Here is a 19020-nt window from a genome sequence, read left to right as displayed (position 1 = left end):
GGCGGGAGGGGGCGATGGGTGCCGCGAGATTGTAACGCCGGGGGGGTGACCGCCGTGAAGTAAACTCCCTACATCCGAAACCCATTGAAATTGGTGCCATGGCGACCAACTACGAATCCGAGATCACCCTTTTCCTGAAAGACTTCAAGCAATCGCACCCTGGCACCGAAGAGCGCCAGCGCGAGGGCCGCGCCCGTCTTTGGGACAAACCGCAGGATTCGGAACTGCTGGAAGGCTTCCGCGCGGCCCGCGTGCCGCAAAGGCCGTACGTCTACCAGGCCGACTGAGCCCATTGCGGCAATCATGGCCCAACACGCTTCCGTCCCGGGCGACGCCCTGGCCGCGCTAGTGGAACCGCCCGTCGACAGCACCCCTGACACCATCGACAGCGTGGCGTTCGCGCGCCTGTATGGCGAGCCGCTGTTCCAGATGCCCACGGACCTGTACATCCCGCCGGATGCGCTGGAAGTGTTCCTGGAAGCGTTTGAAGGGCCGCTGGACCTGCTGCTCTACCTGATCCGCAAGCAGAACTTCAATGTGCTGGACATCCCCATGGCGGATGTTACGCGGCAGTACCTGTCGTATGTGGACCAGATCCGCATCCACAACCTGGAGCTGGCCGCCGAGTACCTGCTGATGGCGGCGATGCTCATCGAGATCAAGTCGCGCATGCTGCTGCCGGTCAAGAAGAGCGACACCGGCGAAGAGGCGGAAGATCCGCGCGCCGAACTGGTGCGCCGCCTGCTCGAATACGAGCAGATGAAGCTCGCCGCCAAGAAGCTGGACGCGATGCCGCAGCTGGGCCGCGACTTCGTCAGCAGCCAGGCGGTGGCCGACCTGAGCGTGGAACGCATGTTGCCCGAGGTCAGCGTGGACGATCTGCGCGCGGCCTGGGCCGACATCATGAAGCGGGCCAAGCTGAACCAGCATCACCACATCACGCGCGAACAGCTGTCCGTGCGCGATCACATGACGCACATCCTGCGGCGCCTGAACGACGTGCGCTTCATGGAATTCGGCGATCTGTTCATGGAGCGCGTGCGCGAAGGCGCGCCGGCGGCGGTGGTGGTCGTGCATTTCATCGCCATGCTGGAACTGGCCCGCGAATCCCTGCTGGAAATTACGCAGGCCGAGCCCTATGCTCCCATCTACGTGCGCCTGGCCTACACCAGCGTGGCGGCGGTCGCGGCCTGATCCTGACCGGGCTGCCCCCAACCCCGGAGAGACCCCTTGAAAGTCGTACATACCATCCAGGAACTGCGTGATCACCTGCGCGGCCAGAACCGCGTGTCGTTCGTGCCCACCATGGGCAACCTGCACGAAGGCCACCTGTCCCTGATGAAGCTGGCGCGCCAGCATGGCGACCCGGTGGTGGCCAGCATCTTCGTGAACCGCCTGCAATTCGGCCCCAACGAGGATTTCGACCAATATCCCCGCACGCTCGCCGCCGACATCGAGAAGCTCGAGCGCGAGCGCGACGTCTATGTGCTGTTCGCGCCGAATGAGCGCGAGATGTATCCCGAGCCGCAGAGCTTCCGCGTGCAGCCGCCCGACGACCTGGGCGACATCCTGGAAGGGGAGTTCCGCCCCGGCTTCTTCGAAGGCGTCAGCACCGTGGTGCTGAAGCTGTTTTCCTGCGTGCAGCCGCGCGTGGCGGTGTTCGGCAAGAAGGACTATCAGCAACTGATGGTGGTGCGCAACATGTGTCGCCAGTTCCAGCTGCCGGTGGATGTGCTGGCGCACGAGACCGTGCGTGCCGAGGACGGCCTGGCGCTGTCCTCGCGCAACCGCTATCTGAGCGAAGCCGACCGCGCCGAAGCGCCCGCGCTGTACGCCGCGTTGCAGCGGGCCGGCCAGCGCCTGGCCCAGGGCGAACGCGATGCCGCCGCCCTGGAGCGTGAAGCCACCGAGACCCTGACGCGGCGCGGCTGGCAGGTGGACTACGTGGCCTTGCGCCGCCAGCGCGACCTCAAGCGCCCCGAAGCCGCCGACCTGCAGGCCGGCGAACCGCTGGTGGCCCTGGCGGCCGCCAAGCTGGGCGCGACCCGCCTGATCGACAATCTGGAACTGGCCTATACGGCCTGAGACGGCAAGGTTTTGGGGGTGGCGTTCGTGTCCACCCCTGAAAGAACTGCCAGCTTACGTCGTGGCGGGCGGCGGATCAGACTCGACGCAATCCTACATTGCAAGCGAGCCGCCCCATGCAAGCTCCCCGTCCCGACCTGGAAGCCGTCCTTTCCTCGCTCACTCCCCGTGAACGGCAGATCGTCACCTACGTGGCCGCCGGCCGTCCCAACAAGGTCATCGCCATAGACCTGGGCATTTCGCTGCGTACGGTGGAAGCCCACCGCTCCCGCATTTTCACCAAGCTGCAAGTCCGCAACGCCATGCAATTGGCCTGCCGGCTGTGCGAGCACGGACGCTCCGGCGCGTCGCCCGTGCCGGGCGCGGCGGACACGGACCGCGAACATGCGCTGATTCCCATGCCTTTGGCGGGCAGCGCCAGTCCAAGCTATGTGCTGCATGAGGCGCCGGGGCCGGAATACGGCCGATGTCTGGCAAGCTCCGCGTCATCCTCATCCTCATCCTTTAGCTATCCCGGCGCGGATCCGGGGCGCGATACGGACTAGCCCAAAAGCACCGGGCCCGACGAACGCAATATTCGTCGGGCCCGGGGTTTGGGATGCTTGCACGGCGGCGCGTTCAACGCCCGCCGCCGGGTTTCAAGGGCACTTGGGCGCTGCGGCCTTGGCCAATTCGTCGATCGGATCCAGATCCGGCTGGCGGGTCAGGTTGTAGTTCAGGTTGGGCGTCTGGCCATCGATGGAACGCACGCGCAGCACGTTGTTGGCTGCAACCACGAATTCCGCGCGGCCGTTGCCCTTGCCGTCCATCAGGATGACGCGCGGCGGGCGCTCTTCGGTGGCGTCCCAGCAGCCTTGCTCGGTGACTGGCGGGCCTTTCTTGGGGTCATTTTCCAGATAGGCCACGCGACCGCGCCAGCGGCCGTTGGGCGCCAGCGTCAGCGTCACGCGTTGCGCCGTGCACTGCATGGCGGGCGAGAAGCACGGCAAGGTGCCCATATAGGTTTGCGGTTGCGGCACCAGGCTTTGCACGGCCGCGTTGGGCGCGGCGGGGCTGGCTGCGACGGGCGCGCTCGCGGCCGATGCCGTGGTGGTGTGCTCGGTGTCGGCCGGAACAGCCTGGCCGTCTTCGGTGGTCTGGCCGCCGGCGGCAGCCTGGGCGGCCTGATTCTGGTTCTTGCGGGGGGCGTCCGGCTTGAGCGCGATCTGCACTTGCGACGGCGCGCGGATGACGCTGCGGTAACCCGCGCCCGACCCCTGGTACTGCGCGTCGGTCACGGTGCTTTCAGCCGGGGGGTCGTAATAGCCTTCGGTCTTCTGTTGGGCGCAGCCGGCCGCGCCCAATGCGGTGCCTGCGAGCAGCAGCCCCATGACGCTGAGTTTGCGGGAGCGGGTACCGATTTCTACGCGCGCGGTCATGGCAGCTTATCCGTATGTTGAGTCTGTCTCCGATTTTACGCACTTATGCGAAGATTCGATACGTTCCCCTTAGCCGCTCTTGGGCATCGTCAACACTTTATGCACTATTTACGACACGGCCGCTGCCGGCCTGCCACGCGCACTGACGCCCGCTTCTGGTGCGGCGCCGCTGCGGCTGTGCGTCGCGCGGGCGGATGACGGCGATGCGGCATGTCTTCGATCTGCCTCTGGGCGTCTTCATCGGCCTGGCGGCATTGGCCGGCCTGTTCGTCGGCAACTGGCTGACGGTGCTGACGCACCGGCTGCCGCGCATGATGGAACAGGAATGGCAGGCGCACTGTCAGGAGGCTGCGGGCAAGCCGCCTGCCGCGAGCCGTTATGGCCTGTGGTCGCCGGCCTCGCACTGCCGCGCTTGCGATACCCCGGTGGCTGGTTGGCGGCGGCTCCCGCTGCTGGGCTGGCTGCTGCTGCGGGGCCGCTGCGGCGCCTGCTGCGCGGCCATAGGCTGGCGCTATCCGGCCATCGAATTGCTGACCTGTGCGTTGTTCGCCGCGTGCGCCTGGCGTTTCGGCGCTACGCCGCTCGCCCTGTCCGCGATGGGCTTGTCGGCCGCGCTGGTGGCGCTGGCCTGGATCGATTTTGAATCGACGCTGCTGCCCGACGCGCTGACCCAACCGTTGCTCTGGGCCGGGTTGCTGGTCAATCTGTTCGACGCCTTTGCGAGCCTGCAGATGGCCGTAGTCGGGGCGGTGGCGGGCTATGTCTTTCTGTGGGTTATCTTTCATGTATTCCGCCTGCTGACGGGCCGAGAGGGTATGGGCTACGGCGACTTCAAGCTGCTTGCGGCCCTGGGCGCATGGTTCGGCGTGGAGGCCTTGCCGACGCTGCTGCTGAGCGCGTCGCTGCTGGGTGTGCTGATCGGCGGCGCGTTGACCTTGAGCGGCCGCGCCGGCCGCGGACAGCCTCTGCCGTTCGGCCCCTATCTTGCGCTGGCGGGCGTGGTGACGCTGCTGGTGGGCGGCGAACTTGGGTTGGGGCAGTTTTTGCAATAGGGCGGTTCGTGCCCTGCATGGGATGGGCGGTATGTTGAAAATAGGTCTGACGGGCGGCATCGGGTCGGGCAAGTCCCGGGTCGCGGACATGCTCGCGGAATGGGGCGCCACGCTGGTCGATACCGACGAGATCGCGCGTACGCTTACCGCCGCGGGCGGCGCAGCCATGCCCGCGATCGAACGCGAGTTCGGCCCGCGCGCGCTGACGCCGGACGGCGCGCTGGACCGCGCCTGGATGCGCGACCAGGCGTTCTCGGATCCGCAGGTGCGCTTGCGGCTGGAGGCCGTGCTGCATCCCGTCATCGGCCACGAGACCGAGCGCCAGGCCGATGCCGCGCGCGGCGTCTATCTGGTCTTCGTGGTGCCGCTGCTGGTGGAGTCGTTGCCGCGCTGGCGGGCGCGCCTGGACCGCATCTGCGTGGTCGACTGCGACCCCGACACGCAGGTGGCGCGGGTGCGGCAGCGCAGCGGGCTGACGGAGCCAGCCATCCGGCGTATCATGGCGGCACAGGCTGCGCGGGCAAGCCGTCTGGAAGTCGCCGACGACGTCATCGTCAATGACGGCGGCACGACGCCGGATCAATTGCGCGCGCAGGCGAAGACCCTGCATGACCGCTGGCTTGCGCTGGCGAGCACGACGGGCCGGCAAGCCCCAGGCTAGGCTGGCACCCCTGAATAACATTGGCCAGCCGGCCAGACACAGATGGGCCTGTAAAGAAGCGTGATTGTTTACGAATACCCCTTCAACGAGCGCATCCGCGCTTATCTGCGGCTGGAATACCTGTTCGACAGGTTGTTCTTCTTTGCCCGCGAGGGGGACTCGCGCCTGCATCAGGTTGCCGTCACCTCCCTGTTCGACCTGCTCGACGCCTGCGAACGCACCGACGTGAAGGGCGCGGTCCTGCAAGACCTGGAGCGCCAGCGCATGGCGCTGGTCGGGCTGCGCGATCACCCCGGCGTGGCGCAGGACGCGCTCGAAGCCATGCTGCGCGAAATGGAAAAGGTGACCACGGCGCTGGCCGCGCCCGGCAAGACCGGCCAGTCCCTGCGCGAAAACGAATGGCTGACCAGCCTGCGCGGACGCTTGTCCGTGCCGGGTAGCGCCACGCAGGTCGACATGCCGTCGTACTTCGCCTGGCAGAACAAATCCGAGGCCGCCCGCTGCGCCGACCTGCAGGCCTGGGTGGCTCCCTTCATCCCCTTGTATGACGGCCTGACCCTGGCCCTGCGCCTGCTGCGCGAATCCGGCCGCAAGTCCGACGTCGTGGGCGAGCAGGGCGCTTACCAGCAGATGCTGGGCGGCAAGCAGTTCCAGCTGCTGCGGGTCTGGTTGGACCCGTCCCAGGGCGTATTCCCCGAGATCAGCGCCAATAAGTACATGATCTGGATACGTTTTTCGACCCAGGACGGGGAATTCAAGCCGCAGCAGGTCGCCCGCGACGTGCCCTTCCAGATGACCCTTTGCAGTTCGTAGGAAGGGTGTAGCGCGAGCATCCCCGCGCAAGCACATCGTCGCTCAACGCGCGCAACCCTGCCCCTAACCCGTCAGGCAGCGCCAGCGCGGAACTGGGTCCGCCAAGCGCCAGGGGTAAGGCGGCTCCGCCTCCGTTCCGCCCAGATTCCTGTTGCTCCCAGTTTCAACTAAGGATCGCGGCGCTGGAAACCGGGACGGTCTGGTACACAATACGGCTTTCTCCGCCCGTGCCGGAACTGTTCCATGCCTGATAGCCGTCCCGTATCTCCGCCCACCCGTTGGACCCGCCGCCGCCTGCTTGGGCTGGCGTTGGTATTGCTAGTTGCGGCGGGCGTCGCCTGGCTGGTGTTGCGGCCCGCGGCCAAGCCGGGCGGGGCAGGCGGACCGGGAGCGCGTGGCGGCAGGCCGCCGGCGGGCGCCATGATGACGCCGGCGGTGCCGGTGCGCATTGCCACGGCCACCAAGCAGGACATCGACATCTACCTGAAGTCGCTGGGGACGGTCACCGCCTACAACACCGTTACCGTGCGCAGCCGCGTCAGCGGCGAACTGGTGGAAGTGGCGTTCCAGGAAGGTCAGCGCGTGAAGGCCGGCGACCTGCTGGCGCAGGTGGACCCGCGGGCGTTCCAGGTGGCGCTGGACCAGGCGCGCGGCACGCAGATGCAGAATCTGGCGCAGCTGGAGAACGCGCGGCGCGACCTGCAGCGCTATCAGGCCCTGTACAAGCAGGACTCGATCGCCAAGCAGCAGGTCGATACGCAGGCCGCACTGGTGCGCCAGTACGAAGGCACGGTCAAGAGCGACCAGGCCAATGTGGACAACGCCCGCCTGCAACTGGACTACGCGCGGATCACGGCGCCGATCAGCGGCCGCCTGGGCCTGCGCCAGGTGGACCGCGGCAATCTGGTGTCCAGCTCTGACACCAATGGCCTGGTGGTGATCACCCAGACCCAGCCGATTTCCGTGGTCTTCACGCTGCCCGAGACACAACTGCCCGAGGTGCGCGCCGAGATCGCGGCCGGCAAGACGCTGGCCGTGGACGCCTACGACCGCGCCGACACCCGGCGCATCGCCACCGGCCAGCTGGAAACCATGGACAACCAGATCGACGTGACCACCGGTACCTTGAAGCTGAAGGCGCGCTTCGAAAACGCCGACGACGCGCTCTTCCCCAACCAGTTCGTCAACGTGCGCCTGCACGTGCTCACGCGCAAGGACGTGACCGCGATTCCCACCGCCGCCATCCAGCAAGGTTCGGCCGGCGCCTTCGTGTTCCTGGTGCAGCCGGACAACACCGTGCAGGTGCGCCAGCTGAAGCTGGGCGCGGTCAACAATGGCATGGTGGCCGTCAACGAAGGCCTGCAGCCCGGCGACCGGGTGGTGGTCGAAGGTACCGACCGCCTGCGGGCGGGCGCCAAGGTGGAAGTGGCTGGCGGCTCGGACGTGATCCCGGCCGCCCGCGACAAGAACCTGGGCGCGGGCGCCCCGGCCGGCACCACGCCGCCGTCGAAATAAGCCGGGAAACATCGTGAGCCCGTCGCGCCTGTTCATCCTGCGTCCGGTGGCCACCACGCTGTCGATGGTTGCCATCCTGATCGCCGGTTTCATCGCCTACCGGCTGCTGCCCGTTTCGGCGCTGCCGGAAGTGGACTATCCGACGATCCAGGTGGTGACGCTGTATCCCGGCGCCAGCCCCGACGTGATGACCTCGCTGGTCACCTCGCCCTTGGAGCGGCAGTTCGGGCAGATGCCGGGCCTGAACCAGATGTCGTCCACCAGTTCGGGCGGCGCCTCGGTCATCACGTTGCAGTTCAACCTGACCCTGCCGCTGGACGTGGCCGAGCAGCAGGTGCAGGCAGCGATCAACGCGGCCTCCAACCTGCTGCCCAGCGACCTGCCGGTGCCGCCGACCTACAACAAGGTGAACCCGGCGGACGCGGCGGTGCTGACGTTGGCGATTACCTCGCCCACCATGCCCTTGCCGCAGGTGCGCGATCTGGTCGATACGCGGGTGGCGCAGAAGCTGTCGCAGATTCCCGGCGTGGGTCTGGTCAGCGTGGCGGGCGGGCAGCGCCCGGCGGTGCGGGTGCAGGTCAATCCGCAGGCGCTGGCGGCCAACGGCTTGTCGATGTCGGACCTGCGCACGGCCATCGTCGGCGCCAACGTCAACCAGCCCAAGGGCAACCTGGACGGGCCGCAGCGCTCCACCACCATCAACGCCAACGATCAGCTCAAGACGCCCACCGACTACAACGACCTGATCATCGCCTACAAGAACAACGCGCCGCTGCGCCTGTCCGACGTGGCGCGCGCGGTCGAAGGCGCCGAGGACACGCGCCAGGCGGCCTGGGCCGGCGACAAGCCCGCCATCCTGCTCAACATCCAGCGCCAGCCGGGCGCCAACGTGATCGACGTGGTCAACCGCATCCAGGCGCTGCTGCCGCAGTTGCGCGCCGCCTTGCCCGCGACCCTGGACGTGAGCGTGGTGTCCGACCGCACCCAGACCATCCGCGATTCGGTGGCCGACGTGCAGTTCGAGATGATGCTGGCCGTGGCCCTGGTGGTCATGGTGACCTTCGTGTTCCTGCGCAGCCTGACGGCCACGCTGATTCCCAGCGTGGTGGTGCCGCTGTCGCTGGTGGGTACCTTCGGCATCATGTATCTGGCCGGCTTCTCCATCAACAACCTGACCCTGATGGCGCTGACGATCGCCACCGGCTTCGTGGTGGACGACGCCATCGTCATGATCGAGAACATCGCCCGCCACATCGAGGAGGGCGAAACGCCGCTGCAGGCCGCGCTCAAGGGCGCTTCGCAGATCGGCTTCACGCTGATCTCGCTGACCTTTTCGCTGATCGCGGTGCTGATCCCGCTGCTCTTCATGACCGAAGTGGTGGGGCGGCTGTTCCGCGAGTTCGCCATTACGCTGGCGGTGTCCATCCTGATATCGCTGGTGGTGTCGCTGACCCTGACGCCCATGATGTGCGCGCGCCTCCTGCGCGCCGAGTCCGAGCAGAAGCACGGCCGTTTCCATCAGGTCACGGGCGCCTTCATCGACCGCGTCATCGCCGGCTACGACCGCTGGCTGCAGGTGGTGCTGCGCCACCAGCCGCTGACGCTGATCGTGGCGTTGGCGACTTTCGCGCTGACCGTGCTGCTTTACCTGGTGATTCCCAAGGGTTTCTTCCCGCAGCAGGACACCGGCCTGATCCAGGCCATCACCCAGGCGCCGCAATCGATCTCCTTCCCGGCCATGTCCGAGCGCCAGCGCACGGCCGCGCGCCTGGTGCTGGAGGACCCCGACGTGCAGGCGGTGTCGTCCTTCATCGGGGTGGACGGCAGCAACGCCACCTTGAGCGCCGGCCGCATGCAGATCGCGCTCAAGCCGCAATCCGAGCGCAACGGCGACCTGCGCACGGTGATGGCGCGGCTGGAGCAGGCCCTGGCCAAGCAGGACGGCCTGACGGTCTACATGCAGCCGGTGCAGGACCTGACCATCGAAGACCGCGTGAGCCGCACGCAGTACCAGATGACCTTGTCCAATCCCGACCTGAAAGTCCTGAGCGAATGGACGCCCAAGCTGGTGAACCGTTTGCGCCAGGTGCCCGGCCTGAAGGACGTGACCGACGACCTGCAGGACGACGGCCTGCAGACCTGGGTCGAGATCGACCGCGACGCCGCGTCGCGGCTGGGCATCACGGCGGCGGTGATCGACGAGGCTTTGTATAACGCCTTCGGCCAGCGGCTGATTTCCACCATCTTCACCCAATCCAACCAGTACCGCGTGGTGCTGGAGGTCGAGCCGCAGTTCCAGGTGACGCCAGCCTCGCTGGGGCAGATTCACGTACCCACTTCGACCGGCGCGCAGGTGCCGCTGTCGTCGGTGGCGCATATCAGCGAGGGAAAGACCGTGCTGGCCGTGAACCGGCTGGACCAGTTCCCCATGGTGACGGTGTCCTTCAACCTGGCGCCGGGCGCCTCGCTGTCCGGCGCGGTGGAGGACATCATCGCGGCCGAGGCCGAGATCGGCCTGCCCACCGGCGTCGAGACGCGCTTCCAGGGCGCGGCGCTGGCGTTCCAGAATTCGCTGTCCAGCACCCTGTGGCTGATCCTGGCCGCGGTGGTGACGATGTACATCGTGCTGGGGGTGCTGTACGAAAGCTATATCCATCCCATCACCATCCTGTCGACCTTACCCTCGGCCGGTGTGGGGGCGCTGCTGGCCTTGCTGATCAGCGGCACTGAACTGGACATGATAGGCATCATCGGCATCATCCTGCTGATCGGCATCGTCAAGAAGAACGCCATCATGATGATCGACTTCGCGCTGGACGCGGAGCGCAAGCGCGGCCTGAGCCCGCGCGCGGCCATCCATGAGGCGGCGCTGCTGCGCTTCCGGCCCATCTTGATGACCACGCTGGCCGCGCTGTTCGGCGCGCTGCCGCTGATGCTGTCGACCGGCACGGGCGCGGAACTGCGCCAGCCGCTGGGCCTGGTAATGGTGGGCGGGCTGCTGCTGTCGCAGGTGCTGACGCTGTTCACCACGCCCGTCATCTACCTGATGTTCGACCGCATGTCGCGTCGCTGGCGTGGCGTGGAGCAGGCCCCGGCGGGGGATGCGTCATGATCCTGTCGGCACCTTTCATCGTCCGGCCGGTAGCGACCACGCTGCTGAGCCTGGCGGTTGTGCTGGCAGGCATGCTGTCGTTCTTCCTCTTGCCCGTGGCGCCGCTGCCGCAGGTGGACATCCCCACCATTTCGGTCTCAGCCAGCCTGCCGGGCGCCAGTCCCGAAACCATGGCGTCCAGCGTGGCCACGCCGCTGGAACGTTCGCTGGGCAGCATCGCTGGCGTCACCGAGATGACTTCCAGCAGCTCGCAGGGTTCTACCCGCATCACGCTGCAATTCGATCTTTCGCGCGATATCAACGGCGCGGCCCGCGACGTGCAGGCCGCCATCAACGCGGCGCGCTCGCTCTTGCCGACCAGCCTGCGCAGCAATCCCACGTACCACAAGTCCAATCCTTCCGACGCGCCCATCATGACGCTGGCGCTGACGTCCGACACGCTCAGCCAGGGCCAGCTCTACGACATCGCCTCGACCATCGTGGCGCAGAAGCTGTCGCAGGTGGACGGCGTGGGCGAGGTGACGGTGGGCGGCAGTTCGCTGCCGGCGGTGCGCGTCACCGTGCTGCCGGGCGCGCTGGCCAACCGCGGCGTGTCGCTGGACCAGCTGCGCGCCACGCTGGCCAATGCCAACGCCAACCGTCCCAAGGGCGTGCTGGAGAATGACCGTTACCACTGGCAGATCATGGCCAGCGACCAGCTCAGCCGCGCCGAGCAATACCGGCCGCTGATCGTCGCCTGGAAGGACGGCGCGCCGGTGCGCGTGTCCGACGTGGCCCGGGTCGAGGATTCGGTCGAGGACCTGTACCAGACCGGCTTCTACAACGACCGCAAGGCCATCCTGATGATCGTGCGGCGCCAGGCCGACGCCAACATCATCGAAGCGGTGGACGCGGTGCGCGCGCAGCTGCCCATCCTGCAGGCCCTGATGCCGGCGGACGCCCACATGACGGTGGCGCAGGACCGCACGCCCAGCATCCGCGCGTCGCTGCACGAAGCCGAGCTGACGCTGATCATCGCCGTGGGCCTGGTGGTGCTGGTGGTGCTGCTGTTCCTGCGGCGCTGGCGCGCGGCCATCATCCCTAGCGTGGCGGTGCCGGTGTCGCTGATCGGCACCTTCTGCATCATGTACCTCAGCGGCTTCACGCTGAACACCATTTCGCTGATGGCGCTGATCGTGGCCACCGGCTTTGTGGTGGACGACGCCATCGTGGTGCTCGAGAACATCATGCGCCACGTGGAGCGGGGCATGTCGCCGATGCGCGCGGCGCTGCGCGGTTCGCGCGAAGTGGGCTTCACGGTGCTGTCGATGAGCCTGTCGCTGGTGGCGGTGTTCATCCCCATCCTGCTGATGGGCGGCGTGGTCGGGCGGCTGTTCCGCGAGTTCGCGGTGACGCTGTCGGCCGCCATCCTGGTGTCGCTGGTGGTGTCGCTGACCTTGACGCCGATGATGTGCGCGCGCCTGTTGCGCCAGGAAGCGCCGGAAGAGAAGCCGCCCGGACGGCTGGCGCGCTGGTCCGAGCGTGGCTTTGAATCCATGCTGGACGGCTACCGCCGCAGCCTGCGCTGGGCGCTGACGCACAGCCGCCTGATGATGCTGATCCTGGCGGTCGCGGTGGGCCTGAACGTTTACCTGTACACCGTGGTGCCCAAGGGCTTCTTCCCGCAGCAGGACACGGGCCAGCTGCTGGGATTTTTCCGGGTGGACCAGGGCACCTCGTTCCAGGCCACGCTGCCCAAGCTGGAAGCGCTGCGCAAGGTGGTGTTGGCGGATCCGGCGGTGCAGAGCATGACGGGCTATGCCGGCGGACGGGGCGGCAGCAACAGCAGCTTCATGCAGATCCAGTTGAAGCCCCTGGAAGAGCGCCAGGTCTCGGCGGACGTGGTCATCAACCGGCTGCGCGGCAAGCTGCAGAACATGCCGGGCGCGCGCATGTTCCTGGTGTCGCAACAGGACATCCGCATCGGCGGCCGCCAGAGTCAGGGCTCCTACGACTACACGCTGATGGCGGGCGACCTGCAATTGCTGCGTACCTGGATGCCCAAGGTGCAGCAGGCGATGGCGCAGATTCCCGAGATCACCGATGTGGATACCGACGTCGAGGACAAGGGCCGCCAGATCAACCTGGTCATCGATCGCGAGGCCGCGACCCGCCTGGGCGTGAGCATGTCCACGATCTCCACGGTGCTGAACAACTCCTTTAGCCAGCGCCAGGTGTCGGTGATGTACGGGCCGCTGAACCAGTACCACGTGGTGCTGGGCGTGGACCCGAAATTCGCGCAGGACATCGAATCGCTGCGGCAGGTCGAGGTCATCACCGCGGCCGGCGCGCGCGTGCCGCTGTCGGCTTTCACCCGCCTGGAAAATGCCAACGCGCCCCTCAGCGTGCAGCACCAGGGGCTGTTCGTGGCCGATACCATCTCGTTCAGCCTGGCGCCGGGCGTGTCGCTGGGCCAGGCCACCAGCGCCATCGATGCTGCAGTGGCGCGCATCGGCCTGCCTTCCGACCAGATCCAGGCCGGCTTCCAGGGCACGGCCGCGGCCCTGCAGCAGACGCTGGCGCAGCAACCCTGGCTGATCCTGGCCGCGCTGGTCACCATGTACATCGTGCTGGGCATCCTGTACGAAAGCTTCGTGCATCCGCTGACCATTCTGTCGACCCTGCCGTCGGCCGGACTGGGCGCGCTGCTGGCGCTGCTGCTGGTGCGCTACGACTTCACGCTGATCGCGCTGATCGGGGTGTTCCTGCTGATCGGCATCGTCAAGAAGAACGCCATCATGATGGTGGACTTTGCGCTGGACGCCGAACGCACTCAGGGCATGAGTCCGCGCGACGCCATCTTCCAGGCATGCCTGACGCGTTTTCGCCCCATCATGATGACGACCATGGCCGCCATCTTCGGTGCGCTGCCGCTGGTGCTGGCCACCGGCGCCGGGGTCGAGATGCGCCAGCCGCTGGGCATTACCATAGTCGGCGGCCTGGTCCTGAGCCAGATCCTCACGCTGTACACCACGCCCGTGGTCTATCTTTACCTGGACCGCTTCCGCCTCTGGGCCGCGCGCAGGCGCGGGCCCAAGGGCGGGTCCTCCGCTTCCATAGAACCTACATGATGCGCATCGCCAAGCCTGTCCCTGACCTGTTCCTTCCCCGCAGCATCGCCGTGGCCGCGCTGTGCGCGCTGCTGGGCGCTTGCGCGGTCGGCCCCGATTACCAGCGTCCGGCGCTGGACGTGGGCACGGCCTACAAGGAAGGCCAGGGCGAAGTCGAAGGCTGGAAGCCGGCCCGGCCGCTGGACCAGGCCGAGCGCGGCGCATGGTGGCAGGTCTATGACGACGCGACCCTAAACGGCCTGGTCGAACGCCTGAATGCCTCGAACCAGACCGTGGCCCAGGCCGAGGCCAACTACCGGCAGGCGCTGGGCCTGGTGCGTGGCGCGCGCGCCGGCTTCTTCCCGACAGTGGGCGCGGGCGCGGGCATGACGCGCTCGGGCAGCGGCGGCGGGCAGAACGGCTCGACGTCCTCGTCCGGCAGCAATGTCTCGAACCAGTATTCGCTGACCGGCAGCGTCAGCTGGGAAGTGGACCTGTGGGGCCGCGTGCGGCGTAGCGTGGAATCCTCGGAAGCCAGCGCCGCAGCCAGCTTGGCCGACCTGGGCGCCACGCGCCTGAGCGCGCAGGCCGCGCTGGTGCAGGCCTACCTGCAATTGCGCGTGTTGGACGAGCAGAAGCGCCTGCTGGACGCCACCGTGGCGGCCTACGAAAAATCCTTGCAGCTGACGCAGAACCGCTACGCCGTGGGCGTGGCCGGGCAGGCCGACGTGGCCGTGGCGCGCACGCAGGTGGAAAGCACGCGCGCCCAGTCCATCGACCTGGATTGGCAACGCGGCCAGCTCGAACACGCCATTGCCGTGCTGATGGGCCAGGCGCCGTCGCAGTTCAGCTTGCCGCCCACGGTGTTCGCGCTGCAACTGCCGCAGATCCCGGTGGGCCTGCCCTCCGAACTGCTGGAGCGCCGACCCGATGTCGCGGCGGCCGAACGCCGCGCCGCCGCCGCCAATGCGCAGATCGGGGTGGCGCAGGCCGCGTGGTTCCCCAGCCTGACGCTGTCGGCCGACGGCGGTTTCCGCAACGGCCAGTTCGCGGAACTGCTGACGGCGCCGGCGCGCTTCTGGTCGCTGGGACCGGCGCTGGCGCTGACCATATTCGACGGCGGCGCGCGCGAAGCGCAAGTGGAACAGGCCCGCGCCTCCTACGATGCGCAGGCGGCCGCTTACCGTCAGACGGCGCTGACCGGACTGCGCGAGGTCGAGGATTACCTGATCCAGCTGCGCGTCATGGAAAACGAACAGGTGGTGCAGCGCCGCGCGCTGGAATCGGCGCGCGAATCGCTGCGCCTGACCCAGAACCAGTACAAGGCCGGTCTGGTCGACTACCTGAGCGTGGCGGTGGTGGACGCCACCGCGCTCAACAGCGAACGCAATGCACTGAGCTTGCTGGGCAACCGCTTCGCGGCCAGCGTCAATCTGATCGTGGCGCTGGGCGGCGGTTGGGAGGGCTTGCCTCCCGCCGGGGCGCAGGCGCGCGCGGACAATCAGGCCGCGCCTGCGGCAGCAACGCCCGCGCAGCCCTGATGTCCCGCCGCGCGGATGCGTGAGGGCACACTGGCGTGGTCAACGCCAGCGGCATCTCAGCCGCGCGGCATGAAGGCGACGACCAGCCAGGCCGCCGCCGCCGGCACCGCGAACACCAGCAGCAGGATGGGCAGCTCCTCGCGCACCGTGTAGCCGGCGCGCGTGACGCCGACCCACATGTTGACGACCGACATCAGCAGCCACGCGGGTAGGAACCATTTGGCGGCGGCAATCGAGCCGGCCGCGTCGCCGCCCCATTGCTTGCCGAACAGCGCGAACACGGCCAGCAGCAGCAGGCCTCCGACGATGGTCAACAGTACGTGCATGGCGCCGCTCCTATTTGGTGGTGTAGCCGCCGTTGATCAGGACCGTCTGTCCGGTGATCCACCAGCCGTCCGACACCAGGAAGCGGATGAAGGGCACCACGTCCTCGATATCGGTCAGCCCGGTTTTCGAGAACGGCGACAAGGCGGCCGCGGTCTTATGGTACGCCACGGCGTCGGCGCCCTCGGCCGGATAGAAGAACGGCGTGTCCATCGGGCCGGGGCCTACCGCCGTCACCGAAATGCCGCGCGCGCCGAATTCCTTGGAGGCGGCGCGGGTGTAGTGCTCCACCGGCGCCTTGGTGCCGGCATAGGCCGCGTAGAAGGGCGTGTAGGCGCCCAGCAGCGAGGTCACCAGCGTGCAGATCTTGCCGTTGTCGTTGACGTGGCGGCCGGCTTCCTTCAGGAAGAAGAAGGCGGACTTCGAGTTCACCGCGGTCATCTCGTCGTATTCCGCCTCCGTGATTTCGGTGAAGGGCTTCTTGAGCACCTTGCCGACGGTATTGATCGCAATGTCCGGCCGGCCTACCGCGGCCACTGCGTCGGCGAACAGCTTTTCCATTGCGCTGGCCGAGCTCAGGTCGGCCTGCAAAGCGACGGCCTGCGCGCCGGCGGCCTGGACGGCGGCGACCGTCGCGTCCGCGTCGGCCTTGGTGCCCGCGCTGTTGTAGTGCACCGCTACTGCCCGCGCGCCTTGTTGCGCCAGGTCCCGCGCGATCAAGCCGCCCAGGTTTTTCGCGCCGCCCGCGATGATGACGGTTTTGCCTTTGATTCCGTGGTCTGCCATGGTCCTCTCCGCTCTCGGGCTGCCGGATGCGAGCCCTTGTGCAGACGATGATATATTCCAAGAAATCCGCACAAAACTGATATTTCTGGTATCTCTATCCAGAAATTACGAACAGTGAGGCCAGGCCTCGCAGGAGCCATCCACCCCATGGACCGCATAGACCTGTTCCGGGTTTACGCCCGCGTCGTCGAGTGCGCGAACTTCTCCCGCGCGGCGGATACGCTGGGCCTGCCGCGTTCCACCGTGTCCGCCGCCGTGCAGGAACTGGAGGGACGGCTGGGCGCGCGGCTGTTGAACCGCACCACGCGGCAAGTGGCGCCCACGCAGGAGGGCGCGGCCTTTTATGAACGCTGCCTGCGCCTGGTGGCCGACATGGAAGAGGCCGAGAACCTCTTCCGTCACGCGTCGGTGGGTCCCGGCGGCATGCTGCGCGTCGATGTGCCCGGACGCGTGGGCCGCCTGATCGTGGCGCCGGCGCTGCCGGCTTTCCTGGAAGCCTATCCGCAGATCGACGTCACGCTGGGCGTGACCGATCGCGCAGTCAATCTGATCGAAGAAGGGGTGGATTGCGTATTGCGGGTCGGCGTGCTGCCGGACTCTGGCCTGGTGGCGCGGCCGATAGGCATGCTGGGCCTGATCAATGTCGCCAGCCCGGCCTACCTGGCGCGCCATGGCGTGCCGTCGACGCCGGACGACCTGGCGGCGGGGCATGCCTGCGTGAACTACGCTTCGCCGTCCACTGGCCGGCTGGCGCCCTGGGAATGGCTGGATGGCGGCGTGTCCCGGACCGTGCCGCTACGCGGCCGGGTCACGGTCAACAGCGCCGAAGCGTACATTGCCAGCTGCGTCGCGGGCCTGGGCCTGATCCAGATTCCGGCCTATGACGTGCAGCCGCAGATCGCCGCGGGCGAGCTGGTCGAAGTCATGCCGGACCACCGCCCCGCGCCCATGCCGATGACGCTGCTCTATCCGCAGCGGCGGTCTCCATCGCGGCGGGTGCAGGTGTTCGCGGACTGGCTGGAGGCGCTGCTGCGGCCGGCTTGCGGCCTGGGTTGAACGAAAAAAAAGCCGGCCGTCGCGCTGACGGGCCGGCCTTGCTGGCGCCAGCACTGCGGGCGCGGGGGTTACAGCCGTCGGTCTACAACCGTCGGTCTACAACTGGATCGCAGACAGGTCCGGACGCCTCAGGTGCCAGTCCGTCGCCGCCTGGAATGCCATGCCGATGCGGCCCAGCGCGTCTTCGCCGTTGGGCTTGCCCAGCAACTGCACGCCGATGGGCATGCCGTCCGCCGAGAATCCGGCGGGCAGGGCCAGGCCCGAGGCGTTGACGTAATTGCCGGGGCGGGTGAATGCCGCCAGCGGCGTGGCGGCCTCGTCCACGTCTTCCAGCGGGCAGGCGGCAAACGGCAGGCAGGGCGCCAGGACCGCGTCATAGTCGCGCATCCAGTCCTGCCAGGCCTCGCAGGCGCGGGCATGGGCTTGCAGCGCCAACACGTAGTCGGCGGCGCTGGTCTGCTTGCCGCCCAGGATGCGGGCGCGCACGTAGCGGCCCAGAGGCAGGCTGTCGTCCTCGATGTAGTCGCGATGCTGGGCGTAGGCTTCGGCCGCGATGATGAGGCCGTTGCGCAGCATCATGTCGTGGAAATCGAAGGGGAAGGGCGCTTCCACGCATTCCGCGCCCAGGTCCGCCAGCGCGCGCCGCGTATCGTCCAGCGCGTTCTGTACCGCCGCATCGATGGCGATGGGGTACTGTGCCTGCGGCATGACGGCGATGCGCGTGCCGGCTAGCGGCTTTGCGCCCGCGCGCGGATCACGGTAGCGGTAAGCGGGCACGCCTCGCGTCACCGGATCGCGCGGATCGGGGCCGGACATGGCCGCGGTCAGCAGCAGCGAATCGCGTGTGTCGCGGGTCAGCGGGCCGATCGAATCCAGGGTGTGGGACAGGGCCACCGAGCCGTACAGGCTGATGAGTCCGCGCGTTGTTTTCAGTCCGGTGATGCCGTTGAGCGCGGCGGGAATCCGCACCGAGCCGCCGGTGTCCGAGCCTAGCGCGGCGGGCGCGAGGCCCGCGGCCACCGCCACGCCCGAGCCGCTGGAGGAGCCGCCGGGAATGCGGGCGCGCACCAGGTCCCAGGGATTGCGCGGGGTGCCCATGACGGGGTTGGTGCCCCAGCCGCCGAAGGCGAATTCCACCATATGCGTCTTGCCCAGCACCACCATGCCGGCGTCGACCAGGCGGGTCACGGGCGTGGCGGTGACTGTGCTGCGGCGCTCGCGCCAGGCTTGCGAACCGGCCGTGGTGACCTGGCCCTGGATGTCGCACAGGTCCTTGACGGCCACGGGCAGGCCGTCCAGCGGACCGAGCAGGCCATAGCCGGCGCGGCGGCGCGCGTCGGCGGCTTCGGCCAGGCGCAGCGCGCCCTCGCGGTCGACGCTGACGTAGGCGCCCAGCGCCGGATTGGCGCGGTCGATGCGGTCCAGGTAGTGCCGCGCCAGCTCCACCGAGCTGTAGCGGCCTTCGGCCAGGCCCTGCGCAAGTTCGCTGAGCGTGGCAAATGCAATGTCAGACATGTTTTCCTCGGGTGATGTCAGACCGGCGCGCGGCAGCCGCGCGCCGTCTTCCT

At 67.7% G+C, this 19020-nt stretch carries 16 protein-coding genes; 12 read left to right on the top strand and 4 right to left on the bottom strand.

Annotation, left to right across the window (positions count from 1 at the left end; translation table 11 throughout):
- Positions 1–98 precede the first annotated feature (98 nt).
- From AC6LKD_RS10125 to AC6LKD_RS10110, 4 genes are all read left to right on the top strand, one after another.
- On the top strand, positions 99–287 hold the full coding sequence (locus AC6LKD_RS10125) for a DUF3460 family protein (RefSeq protein ID WP_013391300.1): 189 nt from the start codon (positions 99–101) through the stop codon (positions 285–287).
- Between the two features lie 16 nt (positions 288–303).
- Positions 304–1194 (top strand): segregation and condensation protein A, encoded by an 891-nt coding sequence (locus AC6LKD_RS10120; protein ID WP_013391301.1) that lies wholly within the window; start codon positions 304–306, stop codon positions 1192–1194.
- Between the two features lie 36 nt (positions 1195–1230).
- On the top strand, positions 1231–2085 hold the full coding sequence (gene panC, locus AC6LKD_RS10115; protein ID WP_013391302.1) for a pantoate--beta-alanine ligase: 855 nt from the start codon (positions 1231–1233) through the stop codon (positions 2083–2085).
- Positions 2086–2201: 116 nt separating this feature from the next.
- Positions 2202–2630, top strand: a complete 429-nt coding sequence (locus tag AC6LKD_RS10110) for a response regulator transcription factor (RefSeq protein WP_013391303.1) — start codon at positions 2202–2204, stop codon at positions 2628–2630.
- 93 nt (positions 2631–2723) lie between these two features.
- Here AC6LKD_RS10110 and AC6LKD_RS10105 read toward each other — a convergent pair whose 3' ends face one another.
- Complete coding sequence (locus tag AC6LKD_RS10105; RefSeq protein WP_498116080.1) at positions 2724–3503, bottom strand: copper resistance protein NlpE N-terminal domain-containing protein; 780 nt, start codon at positions 3501–3503, stop codon at positions 2724–2726.
- Between the two features lie 203 nt (positions 3504–3706).
- Here AC6LKD_RS10105 and AC6LKD_RS10100 point away from each other — a divergent pair, with 203 nt between their 5' ends.
- The 7 genes from AC6LKD_RS10100 (at position 3707) to AC6LKD_RS10070 (ending at position 15286) form a co-directional block, all read left to right on the top strand.
- Complete coding sequence (locus tag AC6LKD_RS10100; protein WP_498116079.1) at positions 3707–4555, top strand: prepilin peptidase; 849 nt, start codon at positions 3707–3709, stop codon at positions 4553–4555.
- Between the two features lie 31 nt (positions 4556–4586).
- On the top strand, positions 4587–5216 hold the full coding sequence (coaE, locus tag AC6LKD_RS10095) for a dephospho-CoA kinase (RefSeq protein ID WP_498116078.1): 630 nt from the start codon (positions 4587–4589) through the stop codon (positions 5214–5216).
- A 60-nt stretch (positions 5217–5276) separates the two neighbouring features.
- Entirely contained in the window at positions 5277–6029 is a 753-nt protein-coding gene (gene zapD, locus AC6LKD_RS10090; protein ID WP_013391307.1) for a cell division protein ZapD, read from the top strand.
- Positions 6030–6272: 243 nt separating this feature from the next.
- Positions 6273–7544, top strand: a complete 1272-nt coding sequence (locus tag AC6LKD_RS10085) for an MdtA/MuxA family multidrug efflux RND transporter periplasmic adaptor subunit (protein WP_013391308.1) — start codon at positions 6273–6275, stop codon at positions 7542–7544.
- Positions 7545–7557: 13 nt separating this feature from the next.
- A complete protein-coding gene (locus AC6LKD_RS10080; RefSeq protein ID WP_498116077.1) occupies positions 7558–10656 on the top strand; it encodes an MdtB/MuxB family multidrug efflux RND transporter permease subunit in 3099 nt (1032 codons plus the stop codon).
- Positions 10653–13766: a multidrug efflux RND transporter permease subunit gene (locus AC6LKD_RS10075; protein ID WP_498116076.1), complete on the top strand. Its 3114-nt coding sequence runs from the start codon at positions 10653–10655 to the stop codon at positions 13764–13766. The genes AC6LKD_RS10080 and AC6LKD_RS10075 overlap by 4 nt, the downstream gene beginning before the upstream one ends.
- A complete protein-coding gene (locus AC6LKD_RS10070) occupies positions 13763–15286 on the top strand; it encodes an efflux transporter outer membrane subunit (RefSeq protein WP_498116075.1) in 1524 nt (507 codons plus the stop codon). Before AC6LKD_RS10075 ends, AC6LKD_RS10070 begins: the two co-directional genes overlap by 4 nt.
- Positions 15287–15342: 56 nt before the next feature.
- Here AC6LKD_RS10070 and AC6LKD_RS10065 read toward each other — a convergent pair whose 3' ends face one another.
- Together AC6LKD_RS10065 and AC6LKD_RS10060 are read right to left on the bottom strand one after the other, a co-directional pair.
- On the bottom strand, positions 15343–15612 hold the full coding sequence (locus tag AC6LKD_RS10065) for a hypothetical protein (protein ID WP_013391312.1): 270 nt from the start codon (positions 15610–15612) through the stop codon (positions 15343–15345).
- 10 nt (positions 15613–15622) lie between these two features.
- On the bottom strand, positions 15623–16396 hold the full coding sequence (locus AC6LKD_RS10060) for an SDR family oxidoreductase (RefSeq protein WP_492277192.1): 774 nt from the start codon (positions 16394–16396) through the stop codon (positions 15623–15625).
- 147 nt (positions 16397–16543) lie between these two features.
- On the opposite strand from AC6LKD_RS10060, the gene AC6LKD_RS10055 reads away from it, so the two are divergent.
- Positions 16544–17452 carry a LysR family transcriptional regulator gene (locus AC6LKD_RS10055; protein ID WP_498116074.1) on the top strand — a complete coding sequence of 303 codons (909 nt, stop codon included), beginning with the start codon at positions 16544–16546 and terminating at the stop codon, positions 17450–17452.
- Between the two features lie 96 nt (positions 17453–17548).
- Here the strand turns inward: AC6LKD_RS10055 and AC6LKD_RS10050 are convergent, their stop codons facing one another.
- Positions 17549–18967, bottom strand: coding sequence for an amidase (locus AC6LKD_RS10050; protein ID WP_498116073.1), 1419 nt, complete (start codon positions 18965–18967; stop codon positions 17549–17551).
- Positions 18968–19020 lie beyond the last annotated feature (53 nt).

Source organism: Achromobacter sp. D7-1 (genome assembly GCF_059760445.1).
Note: the sequence above shows the minus strand (reverse complement) of the source record. Positions and strands in the feature narration are given on the sequence as shown.

What these genes read in the sequence shown, in the direction of transcription:
- AC6LKD_RS10125 (WP_013391300.1), top strand. Translation starts at nt 99, where the DNA reads ATGGCGACCAACTACGAATCCGAGATCACCCTTTTCCTGAAAGACTTC.
- AC6LKD_RS10120 (WP_013391301.1), top strand. Translation starts at nt 304, where the DNA reads ATGGCCCAACACGCTTCCGTCCCGGGCGACGCCCTGGCCGCGCTAGTG.
- AC6LKD_RS10110 (WP_013391303.1), top strand. Translation starts at nt 2,202, where the DNA reads ATGCAAGCTCCCCGTCCCGACCTGGAAGCCGTCCTTTCCTCGCTCACT.
- AC6LKD_RS10105 (WP_498116080.1), bottom strand. Translation starts at nt 3,503, where the DNA reads ATGACCGCGCGCGTAGAAATCGGTACCCGCTCCCGCAAACTCAGCGTC.
- AC6LKD_RS10100 (WP_498116079.1), top strand. Translation starts at nt 3,707, where the DNA reads ATGCGGCATGTCTTCGATCTGCCTCTGGGCGTCTTCATCGGCCTGGCG.
- coaE (WP_498116078.1), top strand. Translation starts at nt 4,587, where the DNA reads ATGTTGAAAATAGGTCTGACGGGCGGCATCGGGTCGGGCAAGTCCCGG.
- AC6LKD_RS10085 (WP_013391308.1), top strand. Translation starts at nt 6,273, where the DNA reads ATGCCTGATAGCCGTCCCGTATCTCCGCCCACCCGTTGGACCCGCCGC.
- AC6LKD_RS10075 (WP_498116076.1), top strand. Translation starts at nt 10,653, where the DNA reads ATGATCCTGTCGGCACCTTTCATCGTCCGGCCGGTAGCGACCACGCTG.
- AC6LKD_RS10070 (WP_498116075.1), top strand. Translation starts at nt 13,763, where the DNA reads ATGATGCGCATCGCCAAGCCTGTCCCTGACCTGTTCCTTCCCCGCAGC.
- AC6LKD_RS10065 (WP_013391312.1), bottom strand. Translation starts at nt 15,612, where the DNA reads ATGCACGTACTGTTGACCATCGTCGGAGGCCTGCTGCTGCTGGCCGTG.
- AC6LKD_RS10060 (WP_492277192.1), bottom strand. Translation starts at nt 16,396, where the DNA reads ATGGCAGACCACGGAATCAAAGGCAAAACCGTCATCATCGCGGGCGGC.
- AC6LKD_RS10055 (WP_498116074.1), top strand. Translation starts at nt 16,544, where the DNA reads ATGGACCGCATAGACCTGTTCCGGGTTTACGCCCGCGTCGTCGAGTGC.
- AC6LKD_RS10050 (WP_498116073.1), bottom strand. Translation starts at nt 18,967, where the DNA reads ATGTCTGACATTGCATTTGCCACGCTCAGCGAACTTGCGCAGGGCCTG.